Here is a 19,263-nt window from a genome sequence, read left to right on the forward strand (position 1 = left end):
GTGAGATCGGTTATGGGCGTCGATGTCGTCACCTTTGGCTGCCGCCTCAATTCCTTCGAATCTGAGGTGATCCGCCGCGAGGCGGAGCAGGCGGGGCTTTCGGACACCATCGTCATCAACAGTTGCGCCGTTACCAACGAGGCGGTGGCGCAGGCGCGGCAATCGATCCGCAAGCTGAAACGCGAACGCCCGCATGCGCGCATCGTCGTCACCGGCTGTGCGGCGCAGACGCAAATTCGGATGTTCGCCGAGATGGCCGAGGTCGATCGCGTCGTCGGCAATGACGAGAAGATGCGTGGCGACGCCTGGCAGGCGACGCGTGCAGCTTTCGAGGCGCCGTTCGGCATCGATGCGAGCGAGAAGGTCGCGGTCGCCGACATCATGGCGGTGACCGAGATGGCGCCGCATCTGCTCGACGGCTTCGAGCGCGGCCTGCCGCGGGTGTTCGTTCAGGTGCAGAACGGCTGCGATCATCGCTGCACCTTCTGCATCATCCCCTACGGCCGCGGCAATTCGCGCTCGGTGCCGATGGGCGCGGTGGTCGATCAGGTCCGCGCGCTGGTCGAGCGCGGCCATGCCGAGATCGTGCTGACCGGCGTCGATCTCACGAGCTATGGCGCCGACCTGCCCGGCGCGCCGAAACTCGGCCAGTTGACCCGGCAGATCCTGCGCCATGTGCCCGAGCTGAAGCGGCTGCGCATCTCGTCGATCGATTCGATCGAGGCGGATCGCGACCTGCTCGATGTCATCGCCGACGATGCGCGGCTGATGCCGCATCTGCATCTGTCGTTGCAGTCCGGCGACGACATGATCCTGAAGCGGATGAAGCGCCGGCATTCGCGGAAGGACGCGATCGATTTCTGCGCGCGGGTCCGGCGGCTGCGGCCGGACATCGCTCTCGGCGCCGACATCATCGCGGGCTTCCCGACCGAAACTGAAGAAATGTTCGCGCGCTCGCTCGATCTGGTCGCGGAATGCGATCTCACCTTCCTGCACGTGTTTCCCTATTCGAAGCGCCCGGGAACGCCCGCCGCGCGAATGCCGCAAGTTGCCGGCGGGGCTATCAAGGAGCGCGCCAGGCGGCTGCGCGCGGCCGGCGAAGCCGCGCTGTTGCGCCGGCTTGATGCGGAAGTCGGCGCGACGCGCGAGGTGCTGATCGAGAGCGAGCGGCAGGGCCGCACCGAGCACTTCCTGCCGGTCGCGATCGAGAGAGATGTGCCGGGCATGGTGCGCGCGATGACTATCCGCGGCCATGACGGTGCGCGGCTCATTGCATCGGGCTGCTGAGAAAGTTCGCTCCCATTGTCGTCCCGGCGCAGGCCGGGACCCATTACCCCAGATCTCAATTGCTGAGCGACGCTAGGGCCGCGATCTCGCACGGTCACCGAATGCGGTGGTTATGGGTCCCGGCCTGCGCCGGGACGACGAATGTGGGGAGTCGCGCATGGCGCTTCCGGAGCAGCGGATCGCCGGCATTCGCGGGTGATGACACTGAACCAGCTGTTTGACGGGTTGCTCGATACCCATCGCGTCATCGTGCATGACGCACTCAGTGCGTGCGCCCGCCCAGCCTTGCCGGCTGCGACGCGCGAACCTGCCAGAACCGCAGCAGGCGATCGGCGTTTTCGCGGGTCAATTTCGTGAACTGGCTCTTCGCATGGGCGAGTTCGACCGGTCCCATGGAGCCGGTGGTATAGCGACATTCCATTACCGCGGCGGTGGTATCCCAACTCAGGCCTGCCGCCCGGCACGGCACCAGCAGACCTTCACTGCGCAGGCTTTGCATCAAGGAGCGGATGACCTCGATGTTCGACTGCGCAAGATACGCCAGCGCAACGATGGTCTCTTCATATTTTCGCTGCCTGGCGAAACCGAGCAGTGAGGCTTCGTTGAGCTTGCCGTCGTCCTTCAGCTTCGCGACGTGGTGCTTGGCCGCGGTGAAGTCGCGGACTTGCGACATGTCGCGCTCGACGCCGGCGGCGACCGCGGCGATCGCATGCCGGATCTCTTCGAACAGATAGGGCGGGGCGCGCTCCAGCAGACGGCCGCGAACCTCTTCCGTCGCGCGGCGCAGGAGTTGAAGGCGGAGCTCCGACGGCAGGTCCGCGCGAATGCCGGTCTCGACCGCAAGGACCGGATCGTGCTCGGCCTGCGCGAGGATGACGGCAAATCCGCCCGGCGATACTTTGGCGCCGGGATTGGTGACCAGGCGGTGGCTCACGCTCGCAAAGCGACGCGCCAGAAGCGCGTCAGTGACGGCCTCCTTCAGCCACCAGCGGCCGGCGACGGCGAGCAGATGCTGCTCGCTCTTGGTCCGTGCGATCTCGACCAGATCGTCCGCGCTGAGCCGCGACGATTCCTGCAGGATCGGCCGCGCGATCCTGATCTCGTCATTGCTGGCGAGACGGCGAATGATCGCGGGCGGTGCCTGGGCAACCGGTGCGAGCTGCTCGCTGATGTCGGTGAGCGCCATCCGAGCGCTGATGTCGGCGAGCGCGCGCAACTCGATGGTCTTCACCAGACGCTCGAGCACGTTGTCGAACAGCTCGATCTGTTCGCTGTTGAACTTGCCGGCGGATGCGAGGAAGAGGCTGGTGACGCGCCTTGCCGTGGCCAGGCATTTATCGGCGGAGCCCGCGCGTATCGCAGCCTCGACCTCGTCGACAATTGCTTGTCCATCATTCAGCATTGCTCGTCCTGAGCCGTCGCGGCGCGCTTTTCTAAGCCGCCTTCAGGACTAGCGGATGGGCCTGAATGTTCCGTAAAGGATAATTCTCCGTAAAATCACGGAGGCTACTGCCCGTTCCAGCCGCAGGCCTTGAGCCGCTCCCGCATGTGTTCGGGTGCCGGCGCGACCACATGCACCGGGTCCTTGTTCCTGGAGATCGGGATGCCGATCTCGCGGGAATGCAGATGCAGGGTTCGGCTCACCGAAGCGCGGACCATTGCCATAGATATTGTCGCCGACGATCGGCCAGCCCATCGCCGCCGAATGCACCCGCAGCTGATGGGTGCGGCCGGTGACCGGCTCCATCGCGAGCCAGGTCAGGCCGTCGCCACGCCCCAGCACCTTCCAGTTGGTGATCGCCTTCTGGCCATTCGGGTCCGGCTTCTGCCACCAGCCGCGCTCGGCGTTGAGTCGGCCGAGCGGCATGTCGATGGTGCCTTCATCCTCGGCAGGGCCGCCCTCGACCACGGTCCAATAGGTCTTCGAGATCTTGCTGTGCTTGAACAACAGCCCGAGCGAGGCGGTTGCCTTGCGGTGACGTCCCAGGACGAGGCAGCCCGAGGTGTCCTTGTCCAGCCGATGCGCCAGCACCGGCGGCCGCGGCAGGCCGAACCGCAGCGCGTCGAACGAGGCCTCCAGATTGGGGCCGCCCTTGGGACCGCGATGCACCGGAAGGCCGGCCGGCTTGTCGATCACCAGCATCAGCCCGTCGCGGTGGAGCACCCGGCCCAGGATTTCTTCCGCAGTCAATTGGGGAACATCGATCAATTCGTCGAGACTTTCGTTTATGGGCCGAAACGGCTAACACGTCCGCGCCATGAACGATACCACTGCGGGAACTCCAAAACAGAGCTGGTGGCAGCGGCTGAAGGGCGGCCTGAAGCGGACCTCGAGTTCGATCGGGACCGCGGTCGCCGACCTCGTCACCAAGCGCAAGCTCGATTCGGCCATGCTCGATGACATCGAGGATGTGCTGCTGCGCGCCGATCTCGGTACCGATGTCGCGGTCCGCATTGCGGAGGCTGTCGGCAAGGGGCGCTACGATAAGGCGATCTCGGCCGACGAGGTCAAGGACGTCGTCGCGACCGAGGTCGAGAAGGTGCTGTCGCCGGTGGCGAAGCCGCTCGAGATCGATACCGCGAAGCAGCCGTTCGTCATCCTGGTGGTCGGCGTCAACGGCTCCGGCAAGACCACGACGATCGGCAAGCTGGCCGCGAAATTCTCCGCCGAGGGCCGCAAGGTCATGCTGGCCGCCGGCGACACCTTCCGCGCCGCGGCGATCGAGCAGCTCAAGGTTTGGGGCGAGCGCACCAAGTCGCCGGTGATATCAGGCGCCCAGGGCTCGGATTCGGCGAGCCTTGCCTTCAGCGCGCTGACCGCGGCCAAGGAGCAGCAGCGCGACGTGCTGCTGATCGACACCGCCGGCCGCCTGCAGAACAAGTCCGAGCTGATGAACGAATTGGAAAAGGTCGTGCGCGTCATCAGGAAGGTCGATGCGTCGGCGCCGCACGCGGTGCTGCTCGTGCTCGACGCCACGGTGGGACAAAATGCGTTGTCGCAAGTCGAGGCGTTTCATCGTACGGCAGGCGTCACGGGGCTCGTGATGACCAAGCTTGACGGCACGGCGCGCGGCGGCATCCTTGTCGCGCTGTCGGAGAAGCACAAGCTGCCGGTACATTTCATCGGCGTCGGCGAAGGCGTCGAGGACCTCGCGCCCTTCGCGGCGAAGGATTTTGCCAAGGCAATTGCTGGAATCGAGGCATGACCCCGACCCGAAGGGCCGCGTTAGCGCAAAGTGGACACCGGTTTTCGGATCGGGTCATGCCTCAAATCAAAGTAGAGAGTTGATGGACAAGACCCAGCCGCATCCGCTGTTCAAGCTGGCGACCGAACTCGGGCCACTGCTCGTGTTCTTTATCGCCAACGCCAAGTACCATCTGTTCGTCGCGACCGGCGCGTTCATGGTGGCGATCGTGGCCGCGATAATCGCATCCTATGTGGTGACCAGGCACGTGCCGATCATGGCGCTGGTGACCGGCGCGATCGTCTTGGTGTTCGGCACGCTGACGCTGGTGCTGCACGACGAGACCTTCATCAAGGTCAAGCCGACCATCATCTACGGGCTGTTCGCGGCCGTGCTCGGCGGCGGGCTGTTGTTCGGCCGGTCCTTCATCGCCATCATGTTCGACCAGGTGTTCAACCTGACGCCGCAGGGCTGGCGCATCCTCACCATGCGCTGGGCGCTGTTCTTCGCCGGCATGGCGGTGCTCAACGAGCTCGTCTGGCGCACGCAGACCACCGATTTCTGGGTGAACTTCAAGGTGTTCGGCGTGACGCCGCTGACCATGATCTTCGCCATCGCCCAGATGCCGCTGACCAAGCGCTATCACCTCGAGCCGGTCTCGCTGGAGGCGAGCGAGGCCGACGCGGGCGACGTGCGGAAGGGGTGATCAGCACTCTGCTCCCTCGCCCCCGCTCTCTTGTCCGCCGAAGCCCGCCTTCGGGCGAAGGCGGATGCGGGGAGAGGGTTGGGGTGAGGGGTCTCTCCACGGATAGGCTCGGAGTTTGTTACAAACACCGTCCAAAGTCCCTCACCCGAAATTCCTGCTTCGCGCGAATTTCGACCTCTCCCCGTAAAGGACGGGGAGAGGGAGGGCCAATAAGCCGCTGTCGCTAGCTGCCCGCCGCGAGCGCCTTCTCGATCTCGGCCTTGAGCACGCGGTTGACGTTGTCCGGCGTCACCGGGCCGACCAGCTTGTAGACGATGGTACCCTCGCGCCCGACCAGGAAGGTCTCGGGCACGCCATAAACGCCCCATTCGATCGAGGCGCGGCCGTTGCCGTCGACGCCGACGATGCCGAATGGATTGCCGTAGCGGCCGAGGAAGCGCCGGGCATTCTCGGGCGAGTCCTTGTAGTTGATGCCGATGATCTGGAAGCGCTTGTCCTTGCCGAGCTCGGTCAGCAGCGGCGCCTCGTCGTGGCAGGGCACGCACCACGACGCCCAGACATTGACGACCGAGACCTTGCCCTTGAAGGCGGCGGGATCGAGACCGGGGACAGGCGCGCCGTCCCGCACCAGGCCGTCGAGCGCGGGCAGCGCGGTCTGCGGCGCCGGCCGGCCGATCAGCGCCGACGGGATTTTCGAGGGATCGCCGCCATAGAGCCGCAGCAGGAACAGCCCGGCGAGGCCGAGGAAGATCAGCAGCGGCAGCACCACCAGCAGGCGGCGGGCTTGCGGCGGGCTGTTGGTCGCCTGATCGCTCATCCTATATCCGCCGCACTGCGGCCGGAGCGGCGCGTCACGCCGCTGGCCTCGATCTCCCTGAGACGCGCCTGTTGCCGGCGATAGTCGGCGATGATCCAGACGATCAGCAGCAGCACAACCGCCGCGACCAGCGCGTAGGACGTCACGATGAAGGAGGCGTAGGGACCAAGCGCCATCGTATCACGCCGCTCCAATTTCGTTTGACGCGGTTGCTTGCGAACCGCCGCCCACCTCGCTCGTGAACGAGACGCGGCTCGCCTGCATCATCTGCAGGCTGCGCACGCGCCGGCGCAGGATCTCGTTGCGCATCGCCGCCAGGTGCAAGGTGATGAACAGCAGCGAGAACGCGATCGCCATCACCAGCAGCGGCCACAGGAACGCCTTGTCGAGCGTCGGCCCGCCCGCGCGAAACACCGAGGCCGGCTGATGCAGCGTGTTCCACCAGTCGACCGAGAACTTGATGATCGGGATGTTGATCGCGCCTACCAGCGTGAGCACCGCCGCCGCCCGCGCCGCACGCGACGGGTCCTCCACCGCGCGCCACAGCGCCATCAGGCCGAGATACATCAGGAACAGGATCAAGACCGAGGTCAGGCGTGCATCCCACTCCCAATAGGTGCCCCACATCGGCCGGCCCCACAGCGAGCCGGTGACGAGCGCAAGGAAGGTGAAGGCGGCGCCGATCGGAGCTGCGGCTTTCGCGGCGACGTCGGCGAGGGGATGTCGCCACACGAGGGTGCCGAGCGCGGCCACGCTCATGACGCCCCAGACGAACATCGACAACCACGCATTCGGCACGTGGATGAACATGATCTTCACCGTGGCGCCCTGCTGGTAGTCGTCGGGCGCCATCGCCGACTGGTAGAGCCCGATCGCGAGCAGGATCGTGGTCACGCCCGCGAGCCACGGCAGGATGCGCGCGGTCAGCGCCAGAAACTTGGTCGGGTTGGCGAGGTCGGTCAGCGTCATGACACCCTGATAATCGTCCGATGTGTCGCAGGCAATTGGCCGATTTCCTCTCGGCGAGATTTGATCTGGCTCATCTCAGTCCAGCCCGTGCCGCAGGCTCGCGGCGGCGGCAAAGGGGCCGATCACGAGGCTGGCAAGTGACAGCGCGCAGAGGATCGAGAATGGTGTTCCAAAGGGCAGGGGGCCCGATATCGCCGCCTGCGAGGCCGCAACCCCGAAGATCAGCACCGGGATCGACAGCGGCAGCACCAGCACCGCCAGCAATAGCCCGCCGCGATGCAGCGTCACCGCCAGGGCCGCGCCTATCATGCCGGTGAAGGTCAGCGCCGGTGTTCCCGCCAGCAGCGTCGCCGCGACCGCGAGCGTCGCCGTGCCGTCGAGATTGAGCAGCAGGCCGAGCACGGGGGTTGCGATGATCAGCGGCAGGCCGGCGGCGAGCCAATGCGCCAGCGCCTTGGCGGCGCAGGCGAGTTCCAGCGGCGTCCGGCTCATCACGATGAGGTCGAGCGAGCCGTCCTCGTGGTCGGCCGTGAACAGCCGGTCGAGCGTGAGCAGGCTCGCCAGCAACGCGCCGAGCCAGAGGATGGCGGGGCCGAGCCGCGACAGCAGCGCGAGATCCGGTCCGACCGCGAACGGCATCAGCACCGTGACGGTGAGGAAGAACAGCACGCCGATCAGCGCACCGCCGCCGACGCGCAGCGCGATGCGGATGTCGCGCCGGATCAAGGCGCCAAGCGCGCTCATGCCGCGCCTCCCATCCGCAGATCGCGCGCGTCGATGCCGAGCGGCAGGTGCGTCGCCGCGACGATCAGGCCGCCCTGTGCGAGATGGTCACGCATCAGCCCGACGAACAGCGCCTGTCCGGCCGCGTCGAGCGCCGATGTCGGCTCGTCCAGCAGCCACACCGGCCGCCGCACCGAGAGCAGGCGCGCGATCGACAGGCGGCGGCGCTGGCCGGCGGAAAGATAGGCCGCCGGCAGGTGCGCGGCGTGGTCGAGCGCCACGGCGGCAAGGCACTGCCCGGCATCCTTGGTCTCGCCGCCGAGAAATTCCCGCCAGAAGGACAGATTTTCCGCAACGCTCAGCGCCGGCTTCAGGGCGTCGCGGTGGCCGAGATAGTGGGCCTGCTCAGGCAGGCTGAGCTCGGCGTCGCCGCCTTCGAGCGCGACCACACCCTCGGCGGGAACCAATAGCCCGGCGAGGACGCGCAGCAGCGAGGTCTTGCCGGCGCCGTTGGGGCCCGTAATGGCAAGCGCCTCGCCGGCGGTGGCCGACAGATCGAGGCCGGAAAACACCTCGCGCCCGCCGCGCACACATTTCAGATTTCGTCCCGAGAGCCGCATGGTTCGTCTTGTCACAGCCCTCTGAAATCTTTCGCTACCGCGTGAGAATTTTTGGGTCGCGCAACGCTGTCGCACGCTTGTCGGTGTGGCGGCGCTTCTAGAAAGGTTCTATAAGCCCGGAACTTGATGCAGCACACACAGTCGGCGGCCGCAACCCACCCCAGGCCATCCCTTGGCCAGTGTCGATCGCCGGTGTTTAGTTACCCTTGCCGGGTATAACTGAGAATTGGGATTCCTCGCATGACCTCGCTCGACAGCTTCAAATGCCGCAAGACCCTGAAGGTCGGCGGCAAGTCCTACGTCTATTACAGCCTGCCCCAGGCAGAGAAGAACGGACTGAAGGGGATTTCGAAGCTGCCGTATTCGATGAAGGTTCTGCTGGAGAACCTGCTGCGCAACGAGGACGGCCGCACCGTCAAGAAGGAAGACATCGTTGCGGTGTCGAAGTGGCTGAAGAAGCGCCAGCTCGAGCACGAAATCGCGTTCCGCCCGGCGCGCGTCCTGATGCAGGATTTCACCGGCGTCCCGGCCGTGGTCGACCTCGCGGCGATGCGCAACGCGATGCAGAACCTCGGCGGCGATGCCGAGAAGATCAACCCGCTGGTGCCGGTCGATCTCGTCATCGACCACTCGGTGATCGTCAACTTCTTCGGTGACAACAAGGCGTTCGCGAAGAACGTCACCGAGGAATACAAGCAGAACCAGGAGCGCTACGAGTTCCTGAAGTGGGGCCAGAAGGCGTTCTCGAACTTCTCGGTGGTGCCGCCCGGCACCGGCATCTGCCACCAGGTCAATCTCGAATATCTCGCGCAGACAGTGTGGACCAAGAAGGAGAAGATGACGGTCGGCCGGAAGACCGGCACCTTCGAGGTCGCCTATCCCGACTCGCTGGTCGGCACCGACTCGCACACCACGATGGTCAACGGCCTCGCCGTGCTCGGCTGGGGCGTCGGCGGCATCGAGGCGGAGGCCTGCATGCTCGGCCAGCCGCTGTCGATGCTGCTGCCCGAAGTGGTCGGCTTCAAGCTCAAGGGCCAGCTCAAGGAAGGCGTGACCGCCACCGACCTCGTGCTGACCGTCACCCAGATGCTGCGCAAGCTCGGCGTGGTCGGCAAGTTCGTCGAGTTCTTCGGCCCGGGCCTCGACTATCTCTCGGTCGCGGACAAGGCGACCATCGGCAACATGGCGCCCGAATATGGCGCGACCTGCGGCTTCTTCCCGGTCGACGCCGCGACCATCGATTACCTGAAGACCTCGGGCCGCAAGGCCGATCGCGTCAAGCTGGTGCAGTCCTACGCCAAGGCGCAGGGCCTGTTCCGTACCGCCAAGTCGACTGACCCGGTGTTCACCACCACGCTGACGCTCGACCTCGGCGACGTCGTGCCGTCGATGGCCGGACCGAAGCGCCCCGAAGGCCGCATCGCGCTGCCGGCGGTGTCGACCGGTTTCGCGACCGCGCTGGTCGGCGAATACAAGAAGCCCGAGGGCGAGCAGAAGCGTTATGCGGTCGAGGGCCGTGACTTCGATCTCGGCCATGGCGACGTCGTGATCGCGGCGATCACCTCCTGCACCAACACCTCGAATCCGAGCGTGCTGATCGGTGCCGGCCTGCTGGCGCGCAAGGCGGCCGCCAAGGGCCTCAAGGCCAAGCCGTGGGTGAAGACCTCGCTCGCGCCGGGCAGCCAGGTGGTGGCGGAGTATCTCGCCAATTCTGGCCTGCAGGCCGATCTCGACAAGGTCGGCTTCAACCTCGTCGGCTTCGGCTGCACGACCTGCATCGGCAATTCCGGCCCGCTGCCGGAAGACATCTCGAAGTCAATCAACGAAAACGGCATCGTCGCCGCCGCCGTGCTGTCGGGTAACCGCAACTTCGAAGGCCGCGTCTCGCCCGACGTGCAGGCGAACTACCTCGCCTCGCCGCCGCTCGTCGTCGCGCATGCGCTCGCCGGCACCGTGACCAAGGATCTCGCGGTTGAGCCGCTCGGCATCGGCAAGGACGGCAAGCCGGTGTTCCTCAAGGACATCTGGCCGACCGCCAAGGAGATCAACGCCTTCATGAAGAAGTACGTCACCGCGACGATCTTCAAGAAGAAGTACGCCGACGTGTTCAAGGGCGATACCAACTGGCGCAAGATCAAGACCACGGAAAGCGAGACCTATCGCTGGAACATGAGCTCGACCTATGTGCAGAACCCGCCCTATTTCGAAGGCATGAAGAAGCAGCCCGATCCGGTCACGGACGTGGTCGACGCGCGGATCCTCGCGATGTTCGGCGACAAGATCACCACCGACCACATCTCGCCGGCCGGTTCGATCAAGCTGACCTCGCCCGCCGGCAAGTTCCTCAGCGAGCACCAGGTGCGCCCCGCCGACTTCAACCAGTACGGCACGCGGCGCGGCAACCATGAAGTGATGATGCGCGGCACCTTCGCCAACATCCGCATCAAGAACTTCATGCTGAAGGGCGCGGACGGCAATATTCCGGAAGGCGGTTTGACCAGGCACTGGCCCGACGGCGAGCAGATGTCGATCTACGACGCCGCGATGAAGTACCAGCAGGAGAGCGTGCCGCTGGTGGTGTTCGCCGGCGCCGAATACGGCAACGGCTCGTCGCGCGACTGGGCCGCAAAGGGCACGCGCCTGCTCGGCGTGCGCGCGGTGATCTGCCAGAGCTTCGAGCGCATCCATCGCTCCAACCTGGTCGGCATGGGTGTGCTTCCGCTCACCTTCCAGGACGGCACGTCGTGGTCCTCGCTCGGCCTCAAGGGCGACGAGAAGGTCACGATCCGCGGGCTGCAGGGCGACCTGAAGCCGCGCCAGACGCTAACGGCCGAGATCGTCTCCGCTGACGGCGGCAAAAAGGATGTCCCGCTGCTCTGCCGCATCGATACGCTGGACGAGCTCGACTACTATCGCAACGGCGGCATCCTGCATTATGTGCTGCGCAAACTGGCGGCCTAAGGCCCCTTTGTTTGAGCATGGTCTGTCCGGAAAACCGCTTCACACTTTTCCGGACCATGCTCCAACGCGGATTTGTGATCGGTGCCTCACTGCTTAGTGAGTAGCGGCTAAAAAGAAGGCGGCCTATGAAAAGGCCGCTTTCTCGCGTTTTGGGGCACGCAAGTTCAGGGACAGACTTCATGCTCCGTACAATTACGGATGGAAATCATCACGACTGGTTCGCAGTATGACAGCGATGATGGCCTATAACTGTATCTCGCGATGGTCGAGCGCCCTTGGTATCTGCGCAATCGTCGCGATCATCCGCCCCGCCCACGCCGATCCGCGTGCCGTCGTCGAACTCTTCACCTCGCAGGGATGCTCGTCCTGTCCGCCCGCGGACAAGATCATCGGTGACCTCGCGAAGGACCCCAACGTCATCGCGCTGAGCATGCCGATCGACTATTGGGACTATCTCGGCTGGAAGGACACGCTGGCCGATTCCCGTTTCAGCGCGCGCCAGAAGGCCTATTCGCATGTGCGCGGCGACCGCGACGTCTACACGCCGCAAGCCGTGATCAATGGCTCCGCGCATGTGATCGGCAGCGATCGCGCCAGTATCGAGGACGCCATCAAGGACACCGAAAGGAGCGGCAGCGTGATGTCGGTGCCCGTGACGATGACGCTGAGCGGCAAGCAGATCAACGTGTCGGTCGCCGCATCGAAGTCGCCGGCCGTGTCGCGCGGCGAGGTCTGGATCTGCTCGATCTCGAAGTCGGTGCCGATCTCGATCGCGCGCGGCGAGAACCGCGGCCGCGAGATCACCTACCACAACGTCGTGCGCAATCTCCTCAAGGTCGGTGACTGGAACGGTTCGTCCGGGAGCTGGACCGTGCCGCTGGAGAACATCACGCGTGACGGTGTCGATGCTGCGGCGGTGTACGTCCAGGACGGCAACCGCGACAAGCCGGGCCCGATGCTCGGCGCTGCCTTCACCTCACTTCACTAGCGCCTCGCTGCGGTAAGGCGCGATGCGCCGGCTTCCGCCGGTCGCACGCATGTTTTCGTGCAGCCGCATGGCGACAAACCTGCATTCAGTGATCTGCCGAAAGGAAGGCGCCGGTGCTTGGCGCGCGCGTCTTGCTTGCGCAGGTCCCAAAACAAAAAGGACCAACTTTCGTTGGCCCAGTGTTGGGATTTGACTCCCCTGCGAACAGGCCCGATCCCGACGGCCCCGGGGGGCTGGGGGCTGAGGAATCCGGAACCGAAAGGACCGGGCCAACGCAGGGTTTTCTTTTCGCAGGGCAGCGGGGCGGGCGATGGGCGGAAGTGGGGCAGCAATATGATTCCGCTAACGTTCCCGTGACTCTGCGGTTTTTCGGACAATCCGCCGCGCGCGGCGGTGGTTAAGGCCCGGTTGCATTGCGATTGGCCCCTTGCGGGCCCCCTCGCTTAGCGCGATCATGTCACTCTCGTGACGATCCCGGAGAGGGGCCTTCGGAACCCGATCGTCACCGAGGTGACAGGAGGCGCTCGATGAGTTTGATCTCGGAGGACACTGATCCGAGCGGGAGTCGTGCCGCGGCGCGCACCGCCGCCGCGACCCCTCAGCCCAACCGCGTGACATTCAATCGACTTGAGCTCAACCGCATTCTCAATCTCTACGGCCGTATGGTCGCCGACGGCGAGTGGCGCGACTATGCGATCGACTTCCTGAAGGACCGTGCCGTGTTCTCGGTGTTCCGGCGCGCATCCGAAATGCCGATCTACCGGATCGAGAAGGACCCCCGGCTTGCGCGCAAGCAGGGCATGTACAGCGTGATTTCCGCGACCGGCCTGATCCTGCGCCGCGGCCATGAACTCGAACGCGTGCTGTTCGTGATCGACCGCAAGCTGTCGCTGGTCTAAGCGCGTCAGGTCAGTCTGCTTGTAGCCCGGAGGAGCCAACGGGTCGCGCGAACGCGCTCGATGGCAGGCTCCGCGTAATCCGGGGCCGTTGAAGCCGCGGATGAGCCTATCCCGGATTTCGCTTGCGCTTCATCCGGGCTACATCACATCTCGCCTCGCCCAAAAGAAAAGCCCCGGCGGAATGGCCGGGGCTTGGATTTGATCGGCTCGCTCGAGGCGCTTAGTCGCGCTGGCCGAGCAGCTGCAGGAGCAGCGTGAACAGGTTGATGAAGTTCAGGTAGAGCGACAGCGCACCAGTGATTGCCGCACGCTCTGCCATCACGCCACCCTGCGAGGCGTAGCCGTAGATGTAGTCGTTCTTCAGCCGCTGGGTGTCCCAGGCGGTGAGGCCCGCGAACACCAGCACGCCGACCACCGACACGATGAACTGCAGCGCCGAGCTCGCCAGGAACAGGTTGACCAGGCTCGCGATGATGATGCCGATCAGACCCATGAACAGGAACGAGCCCATGCCGCTCATGTCACGCTTGGTGGTGTAGCCGTAGAGGCTCAGCGCACCGAACGTTGCCGCGGTGATGAAGAACACGCGCACGATCGAGGTGTGCGTGTACACCAGGAAGATCGACGACAGCGACAGACCCATCAGCGCCGAGAACACCCAGAACAGGAGTTGGGCGGTCGCGGGCTGCAGGCGGTTGATGCCGGCCGAGATGACGAACACCATCGCCAGAGGGGCGAGGATGAACAGCCACTTCAGCGGGCTCACGAACATCGCGTAGCCGAACTGCGTCAGATAGGCGTTGCCGAACTTGGCGACGGCGGCCGACTGGTCGGTCGTCACCGCACCCATGTAGACGCCGAGCGCGGCGAGGCCGGTGATGGCCAGGCCGATGCTCATGTAGTTGTAGATGCGCAGCATGTAGGCGCGCAGACCGGCGTCGACGGCCGCAGCGTCAATGCGCCCGGCGGCCCGGCCGAAAGGAGAAGCGTAGTTGCGGTCTAGGTCCGACATGGTCGAATTCCCGTGGTTGGTCCCGGTGGAGCGCAAGGGATTTGCGGCGCCGGTCGTAAATCTATCTCAGATGGCTCGGCTTGCGGAACATTAATTCCGTGTCATTCAAACCGACTATCCGACCCGATTGGTATGTGGGAAATTAACACATCCGACGCAAGCTTCCACGCGCGGCCGAATGTCGCTCTGCCCTAGCATCATAGGCAAAAACGGCGCTCGCGCCGCTACATTTTGTCACAAATTCCGCAATACTGAGGCCGGCTTCTGGTTTAGCGCGAGCAGCGTCCCGGCGAGCCCCAGTCCGACCGTGACGACCAGCGCGGCGACCACGACTAGCGCGGCGCTGCCGGCCTGCCAGATAAAACTCAGCGTCATCAGCCTAGTCACGATCAGCCAGGCCGCGATCGAGCCGGCGATCACCCCGAACACCGCGGTTGCAAAACCGATCATCAGATACTCCAGCGCGTAGGCGCCGAGCAGTCGCACCCGCGTGGCGCCGAGCGTCTTGAGAATCACGGCGTCATAGACGCGGTGGCGGTGTCCGGCGGCGAGCGCGCCGCCGAGCACCAGGATCGCGGAGATCAGCGTCACGGCGCTGGCGCCGCGGATCGCCAGCACCAGATTGCTGACCACGCTGCCGACCGTCTCCAGCGCCTCGCGGACCCGCACGCTGGTCACCATCGGGAACGCGTCGGCGACCTGCTTGATGATGCGCGCGTCGTCGGCGGAATCGGCGTGTGGTTCCGTCAGGGTCGCGACATGGCTGTGCGGCGCGCCCTTGAAGGCATTCGGCGAGAATACCAGCACGAAATTGATGCCGAGGCCCTGCCAGTCGATGTTGCGCAGGTTGGCGATCTTCGCCGGCACGTCGCGTCCGAGCACGTTGACGACGATCTCGTCGCCGATCTTCAACGACAGGCCGTCGGCGATCTTCTTCTCCATCGAGACCAGCGGTGGCCCGCTGTAGTCCGGCCCCCACCATTCGCCCTCGACGATCTTCGAGCCCTTGGGGATTTCGCCGGTGTAGGTCAGGCCCCGGTCGCTCTGCAGCACCCACTCCGAATCGACCGACGGCTTGAGCTGGTCGGCCTTGACGCCGCGCGCGGCCACGATCCGTCCGCGCAGCATCGGTACATCCTCGACGGTCGAGCCGGCGGCGACCTTCGCCAGGAAGGCATTGAAGCGGTCGGCCTCGGTGGAGGGGATGTCGATGAAGAAGAACGACGGCGCCCGCTCCGGCAGGGCGGCCAGGAATTGCCGGCGCAGATTGCCGTCGATCTGGGTGATGGTAACGAGCACCGCCAGCCCGAGCCCCAGCGACAGCACCACCGACGGCGTCAGCGCGCCCGGCCGGTGGATGTTGGCGATCGCGAGCCGCAGCATGGTCATGCGGCTGCGCGGCAGCCGCCGCGCCACCGCCATCAGGAGCTCGGCGATTCCGCGCAGCAGCAGGAACACCGCGATCGACGAGGCGACGAACACGGCAGCGACCCGCTTGTCATAGGCAAGCCCGATCGCGACTCCGATCAGGAGCGCGATCACCGCGGCCATCAGCGCCAGATAGCTCCAGCGCGGGCGATGCCACTCGCTGGCGACGGTCTCGCGGAACAGCGCGGCGACCGGCACGTCATGGACACGGCCGAGCGGCCACAGCCCGAACGCCAGCGCGGTGAGCTGGCCGTAGAGGAAGGACAGCGCGAGCTCGTCGGGATGCAGCGCGGGCACCACCGGCAGCGGCAGCAGCTTGCCGAACAGGCCGACGATGACGAAGGGCAGCGCGGCGCCGAGCACGAGCCCGATCACCGAGCCGATCCCGGCCAGCACCACCACCTGCGTGCAGTAGATCGTGAAGACGTCGCGGCCGGTGGCGCCGAGCGCCTTGAACGAAGCGATGACGTCGCGGCGCCGGTCGATATGGCTCTTCACCGCGTTGGCGACGCCGACACCGCCGACCAGCAGCGCCGCGAGGCCGACCAGGGTCAGGAACTGGGTGAAGCGGTTGATGGTGCGCTCGAGCTGCGGCGAGGCATTGCTGCGGCTGCGGACCTCCCAGCCGGCCTCCGGCGCGGCGGTCCGCGCGCCGTCGATCAGCGCGGTGGTGGCGCGATCGTCGTTGGCGCCGTCAGGCAGCTTCACGCGGTAGATCCAGCGCACCAAGCTGCCCGGTTGCAGCAGGTCGGTGGCGTGCAGGCTGGCTTCGCTGATTAGGAAGCGCGGGCCGAGGCCGACGCCGCCGGCAAGCTTGTCGGGCTCGGCCACCACCACGCTGCGGATCTGGTAGGTCGCACTGCCGATGGTGACGCGGTCACCGAGCTTCAGGTCGAGCCGCGCCAGCAACGTCGAATCGGCGGCCGCGCCGTAGACGCCGTCGCGTTCGGCAAGCAGATCGGCGACCGGCATGTTCGGCTCGAGCGTCAGCTCGCCGAGCATCGGATATTTGCCGTCGACGGCCTTCAGCTCGACCAGCGCCAGCTTGCCGTCATTGCTGCGGGCCATCGCGCGCAGCGTGGCCGCGATCGAAACCTCGCCGCGCGTGCGCAGATAGGCGACCTCGTTGGGTTTGGCCTCGCGCGAGATCAGCGAGAATGCGACGTCGCCGCCGAGCAGCGTACGTCCCTCGCGGGACAGGCCGTCGCCAAGGCTCGCGGCGACCGAGCCGACGCCGGCAATCGCCATCACGCCGAGCGCGATGCAGGCGATGAACACGTAGAAGCCGCGCAGGCCGCCGCGCAATTCGCGCAGCGCATAACGGAAGGCAAGCGACGACGCGCGGCCCTGCACCGCGACTTCGGACGCGATGCTCATGTCGTGGATTGTCCGTCGATGCGGCCGGAGCGCAGCCGCACGACGCGGTCGCAGCGCTGCGCGAGCGCGAGATCGTGCGTCACCAGCACCAGCGTCATGCCGCGCTCGGCGTGCTTGGTGAACAGCAGGTCGACGATCTGCTTGCCTGTCGTCTCGTCGAGATTCCCGGTCGGCTCGTCGGCAACGAGGATCGCGGGATCGGGCGCGAGCGCGCGCGCGATCGCGACGCGCTGCTGCTCGCCGCCGGAGAGTTGCGTCGGATAATGATGCAGGCGCTCGCCGAGCCCGACCGATTGCAGCTCCTGCGCGGCGCGCGCAGCGGCATCGGGATTGCCGGCGAGCTCGAGCGGCACCGCCACGTTCTCCAGCGCCGTCATGGTCGGGATCAGATGGAATGACTGGAAGACGATACCGACCTGGCGGCCGCGGAAGCGCGCCAGCGCATCTTCGTCGAGGGCATTGAACGAGGTGCCGTTGACGACCACTTCTCCACTGTCAGGACGTTCGAGCCCCGCCATTACCATCAGCAAGGTCGACTTGCCCGAGCCCGACGGGCCGATCAGGCCGATGGCCTCACCCGCTGCCACACGAAGGCTGATATCTTTGAGGATATGGACCCGTGCCGCGCCGGTGCCGAGCGAGAGATTGACGTTCCTGACGGCAATGGTGTCCGGCTCGACGTCGGTCAGTGAAGAGGATTCGATGAGACTGTCCATGGTTCGGTCATATGGCACTTCCGCGTCTGCGGTCGAGGGCCGGTTGAGAATCTTCGTGCACATACTCGTGTTGCTTATGGGCTTGATGACGGCGGCCAGCGCGCAGACGCCAAGGCTGGAGAATGGCCCGGAGAAGGGGCCGGCGAAGCCGATCAAGATGGTGGTTCTGGGCGATTCCCTGAGCGCCGGGTACGGCCTCCCGGGCCCGGCGGCATTCCCGATCCGGCTGCAAAAGGCGTTGGAAGCCAAGGGGATAAAGGTCGAGATGAGCAATGCCGGGGTGTCCGGCGACACCGCCTCGGGCGGCCGCGAGCGGCTCGACTGGTCGGTGCCTGATGGAACCGATGCCGTGATGGTCGAGCTCGGCGCCAACGATGCCTTGCGCGGCATCGATCCCGCCGTCACGCGTGCCGCGCTCTCCGACATCATCACAAAGTTGCAGGCGCGCAAGATCGCCGTGCTCTTGTGCGGCATGCTCGCGCCACCGAACTATGGCAGTGAGTATGCAGCGAAGTTCAACGCGATCTATCCGGATCTCTCGAAGACCCTTGGCGTGCCGCTCTATCCGTTCTTCCTCGATGGGGTTGCCGCCGACGCGAAGCTCAACCAGGCCGACGGCATGCATCCGACGGCAGCAGGTGTGGACATCGTTGTGAAAAATATCCTGCCCACAGTGGAGGCATTTCTCGGCGCAATATCAGGGCAACGCAGTTGAAGCGCAGGCAGTGAGCCGTGCCGTGTCCGTAGGTTTACGAGCTGTTAACGGGTCATGCTTCGCAGAGTCACATATCTCGGGTACAAATAGGCATCGGTGATTCGTCGCCGGGCCGTTACAGGGTGCGGGCTCCCAAAACCCGCGCCAAGCATCGAGGATTATTGCGATGCCGCGTCTGTTCACTGGACTGGAAATTCCGGCCGATATCGGCCAAACCCTCTCCAGCTTGCGTGGCGGCCTTCCCGGCGCACGCTGGATCGATCCCGAAAATTATCACGTCACTTTGCGCTTCATCGGCGATATCGATGGCATGTGGGCCAACGAGATCGCGACGATGTTGTTTCGGGTAAACCGCAAACCGTTCGAGGTCAAATTGCAAGGCCTGTCGAGCTTCGGCGGACGCAAGCCGCGCGCGGTGGTTGCCGCCGTCGAGCCGAGCCGGCCGTTGATCGAACTGCAGGCCGAACTCGAGCGGATGATGCAGCGGATGGGGCTCGATCCCGAGGGCAGGAAATTCACGCCACATGTCACGCTCGCGCGTCTGCATGACGCTTCGAGCCAGGACGTCGCGGATTATCTGTCCGTGCGCGGCTACTTCCCGAGCCGCAGCTTCCTGGCGGACCGCTTCGTGCTGTTCTCGTCGCGCGCGTCGACAGGCGGCGGACCCTATGTGGTCGAGGATTCCTACGCGCTCTGCGCGTGAGCCTCTTCACCTCGCCCCGCTTGCGGGGAGAGGTCGGATCGCATCGAAGATGCGATCCGGGTGAGGGGGTACGGGTCCGTCGATAGAGCGCGTCGGGTGGTGAGAGCCCCTCACCCCAGCCCTCTCCCCGCAAGAGCGGGGCGAGGGAGAGGAAAGT

At 65.4% G+C, this 19,263-nt stretch carries 17 protein-coding genes and 1 pseudogene; 8 read left to right on the forward strand and 10 right to left on the reverse strand.

Annotation, left to right across the window (positions count from 1 at the left end):
* The first annotated feature begins 12 nt into the window (after positions 1 to 12).
* A complete protein-coding gene (gene mtaB, locus ACVW1B_RS36260; RefSeq protein ID WP_253605471.1) occupies positions 13 to 1,287 on the forward strand; it encodes a tRNA (N(6)-L-threonylcarbamoyladenosine(37)-C(2))-methylthiotransferase MtaB in 1,275 nt (424 codons plus the stop codon).
* A 262-nt stretch (positions 1,288 to 1,549) separates the two neighbouring features.
* Here the strand turns inward: mtaB and ACVW1B_RS36265 are convergent, their stop codons facing one another.
* Positions 1,550 to 2,689, reverse strand: coding sequence for a DUF2336 domain-containing protein (locus ACVW1B_RS36265; RefSeq protein ID WP_253605469.1), 1,140 nt, complete (start codon positions 2,687 to 2,689; stop codon positions 1,550 to 1,552).
* A gap of 104 nt (positions 2,690 to 2,793) precedes the next feature.
* Positions 2,794 to 3,496, reverse strand: a pseudogene (locus ACVW1B_RS36270) (RluA family pseudouridine synthase).
* Between the two features lie 49 nt (positions 3,497 to 3,545).
* Between ACVW1B_RS36270 and ftsY the strand changes: the two are divergent.
* On the forward strand, positions 3,546 to 4,493 hold the full coding sequence (gene ftsY / locus ACVW1B_RS36275; RefSeq protein WP_038384709.1) for a signal recognition particle-docking protein FtsY: 948 nt from the start codon (positions 3,546 to 3,548) through the stop codon (positions 4,491 to 4,493).
* An 82-nt stretch (positions 4,494 to 4,575) separates the two neighbouring features.
* Positions 4,576 to 5,178: a septation protein A gene (locus ACVW1B_RS36280; RefSeq protein ID WP_253605468.1), complete on the forward strand. Its 603-nt coding sequence runs from the start codon at positions 4,576 to 4,578 to the stop codon at positions 5,176 to 5,178.
* A 223-nt stretch (positions 5,179 to 5,401) separates the two neighbouring features.
* Here the strand turns inward: ACVW1B_RS36280 and ACVW1B_RS36285 are convergent, their stop codons facing one another.
* The 5 genes from ACVW1B_RS36285 to ccmA all read right to left on the reverse strand — a co-directional run bounded on the left by ACVW1B_RS36285 (position 5,402) and on the right by ccmA (position 8,307).
* Positions 5,402 to 5,995, reverse strand: a complete 594-nt coding sequence (locus tag ACVW1B_RS36285; protein ID WP_057020936.1) for a DsbE family thiol:disulfide interchange protein — start codon at positions 5,993 to 5,995, stop codon at positions 5,402 to 5,404.
* The gene (ccmD, locus tag ACVW1B_RS36290) at positions 5,992 to 6,171 is read right to left on the reverse strand and encodes a heme exporter protein CcmD (RefSeq protein WP_092087034.1); all 180 of its coding nucleotides are present in this window, start codon (positions 6,169 to 6,171) and stop codon (positions 5,992 to 5,994) included. The genes ACVW1B_RS36285 and ccmD overlap by 4 nt, the downstream gene beginning before the upstream one ends.
* A 4-nt stretch (positions 6,172 to 6,175) precedes the next feature.
* The gene (locus tag ACVW1B_RS36295; RefSeq protein ID WP_092087037.1) at positions 6,176 to 6,964 is read right to left on the reverse strand and encodes a heme ABC transporter permease; all 789 of its coding nucleotides are present in this window, start codon (positions 6,962 to 6,964) and stop codon (positions 6,176 to 6,178) included.
* Between the two features lie 75 nt (positions 6,965 to 7,039).
* A complete protein-coding gene (gene ccmB / locus ACVW1B_RS36300; RefSeq protein ID WP_168857728.1) occupies positions 7,040 to 7,708 on the reverse strand; it encodes a heme exporter protein CcmB in 669 nt (222 codons plus the stop codon).
* A complete protein-coding gene (gene ccmA / locus ACVW1B_RS36305) occupies positions 7,705 to 8,307 on the reverse strand; it encodes a heme ABC exporter ATP-binding protein CcmA (protein WP_253605467.1) in 603 nt (200 codons plus the stop codon). Before ccmA ends, ccmB begins: the two co-directional genes overlap by 4 nt.
* 240 nt (positions 8,308 to 8,547) lie before the next feature.
* On the opposite strand from ccmA, the gene acnA reads away from it, so the two are divergent.
* The 3 genes from acnA to ACVW1B_RS36320 all read left to right on the forward strand — a co-directional run bounded on the left by acnA (position 8,548) and on the right by ACVW1B_RS36320 (position 13,155).
* Entirely contained in the window at positions 8,548 to 11,268 is a 2,721-nt protein-coding gene (gene acnA, locus ACVW1B_RS36310) for an aconitate hydratase AcnA (RefSeq protein ID WP_253605466.1), read from the forward strand.
* Between the two features lie 226 nt (positions 11,269 to 11,494).
* Positions 11,495 to 12,256, forward strand: coding sequence for a DUF1223 domain-containing protein (locus ACVW1B_RS36315; protein WP_057020930.1), 762 nt, complete (start codon positions 11,495 to 11,497; stop codon positions 12,254 to 12,256).
* Positions 12,257 to 12,783: 527 nt separating this feature from the next.
* The gene (locus tag ACVW1B_RS36320) at positions 12,784 to 13,155 is read left to right on the forward strand and encodes a DUF2794 domain-containing protein (protein ID WP_028336300.1); all 372 of its coding nucleotides are present in this window, start codon (positions 12,784 to 12,786) and stop codon (positions 13,153 to 13,155) included.
* A gap of 220 nt (positions 13,156 to 13,375) precedes the next feature.
* Here ACVW1B_RS36320 and ACVW1B_RS36325 read toward each other — a convergent pair whose 3' ends face one another.
* The 3 genes from ACVW1B_RS36325 to ACVW1B_RS36335 all read right to left on the reverse strand — a co-directional run bounded on the left by ACVW1B_RS36325 (position 13,376) and on the right by ACVW1B_RS36335 (position 17,688).
* Positions 13,376 to 14,167, reverse strand: coding sequence for a Bax inhibitor-1/YccA family protein (locus ACVW1B_RS36325; RefSeq protein WP_021078796.1), 792 nt, complete (start codon positions 14,165 to 14,167; stop codon positions 13,376 to 13,378).
* Between the two features lie 234 nt (positions 14,168 to 14,401).
* A complete protein-coding gene (locus ACVW1B_RS36330; RefSeq protein ID WP_253605465.1) occupies positions 14,402 to 16,972 on the reverse strand; it encodes an ABC transporter permease in 2,571 nt (856 codons plus the stop codon).
* Positions 16,969 to 17,688 (reverse strand): ABC transporter ATP-binding protein, encoded by a 720-nt coding sequence (locus ACVW1B_RS36335; protein WP_028336302.1) that lies wholly within the window; start codon positions 17,686 to 17,688, stop codon positions 16,969 to 16,971. Before ACVW1B_RS36335 ends, ACVW1B_RS36330 begins: the two co-directional genes overlap by 4 nt.
* A 55-nt stretch (positions 17,689 to 17,743) precedes the next feature.
* Between ACVW1B_RS36335 and ACVW1B_RS36340 the strand changes: the two genes are divergently transcribed.
* Both ACVW1B_RS36340 and thpR read left to right on the forward strand, forming a co-directional pair.
* Complete coding sequence (locus ACVW1B_RS36340; RefSeq protein WP_375167123.1) at positions 17,744 to 18,403, forward strand: arylesterase; 660 nt, start codon at positions 17,744 to 17,746, stop codon at positions 18,401 to 18,403.
* Between the two features lie 166 nt (positions 18,404 to 18,569).
* Positions 18,570 to 19,106, forward strand: coding sequence for an RNA 2',3'-cyclic phosphodiesterase (gene thpR / locus ACVW1B_RS36345; protein ID WP_057020928.1), 537 nt, complete (start codon positions 18,570 to 18,572; stop codon positions 19,104 to 19,106).
* The last annotated feature ends 157 nt before the right edge of the window (positions 19,107 to 19,263 follow it).

The sequence above is a fragment of the Bradyrhizobium sp. USDA 4502 genome (assembly GCF_054063355.1).

Excerpts from the sequence above, each read along its gene's own strand:
- ccmB (WP_168857728.1), bottom strand. The coding sequence starts at position 7,708 with ATGAGCGCGCTTGGCGCCTTGATCCGGCGCGACATCCGCATCGCGCTG.
- ccmA (WP_253605467.1), bottom strand. The coding sequence starts at position 8,307 with ATGCGGCTCTCGGGACGAAATCTGAAATGTGTGCGCGGCGGGCGCGAG.
- ACVW1B_RS36330 (WP_253605465.1), bottom strand. The coding sequence starts at position 16,972 with ATGAGCATCGCGTCCGAAGTCGCGGTGCAGGGCCGCGCGTCGTCGCTT.
- ACVW1B_RS36285 (WP_057020936.1), bottom strand. The coding sequence starts at position 5,995 with ATGAGCGATCAGGCGACCAACAGCCCGCCGCAAGCCCGCCGCCTGCTG.
- ACVW1B_RS36315 (WP_057020930.1), top strand. The coding sequence starts at position 11,495 with ATGACAGCGATGATGGCCTATAACTGTATCTCGCGATGGTCGAGCGCC.
- ACVW1B_RS36335 (WP_028336302.1), bottom strand. The coding sequence starts at position 17,688 with ATGGACAGTCTCATCGAATCCTCTTCACTGACCGACGTCGAGCCGGAC.
- ACVW1B_RS36265 (WP_253605469.1), bottom strand. The coding sequence starts at position 2,689 with ATGCTGAATGATGGACAAGCAATTGTCGACGAGGTCGAGGCTGCGATA.
- ACVW1B_RS36295 (WP_092087037.1), bottom strand. The coding sequence starts at position 6,964 with ATGACGCTGACCGACCTCGCCAACCCGACCAAGTTTCTGGCGCTGACC.
- ACVW1B_RS36280 (WP_253605468.1), top strand. The coding sequence starts at position 4,576 with ATGGACAAGACCCAGCCGCATCCGCTGTTCAAGCTGGCGACCGAACTC.
- ACVW1B_RS36320 (WP_028336300.1), top strand. The coding sequence starts at position 12,784 with ATGAGTTTGATCTCGGAGGACACTGATCCGAGCGGGAGTCGTGCCGCG.
- ACVW1B_RS36325 (WP_021078796.1), bottom strand. The coding sequence starts at position 14,167 with ATGTCGGACCTAGACCGCAACTACGCTTCTCCTTTCGGCCGGGCCGCC.
- acnA (WP_253605466.1), top strand. The coding sequence starts at position 8,548 with ATGACCTCGCTCGACAGCTTCAAATGCCGCAAGACCCTGAAGGTCGGC.
- mtaB (WP_253605471.1), top strand. The coding sequence starts at position 13 with ATGGGCGTCGATGTCGTCACCTTTGGCTGCCGCCTCAATTCCTTCGAA.
- thpR (WP_057020928.1), top strand. The coding sequence starts at position 18,570 with ATGCCGCGTCTGTTCACTGGACTGGAAATTCCGGCCGATATCGGCCAA.
- ftsY (WP_038384709.1), top strand. The coding sequence starts at position 3,546 with ATGAACGATACCACTGCGGGAACTCCAAAACAGAGCTGGTGGCAGCGG.
- ccmD (WP_092087034.1), bottom strand. The coding sequence starts at position 6,171 with ATGGCGCTTGGTCCCTACGCCTCCTTCATCGTGACGTCCTACGCGCTG.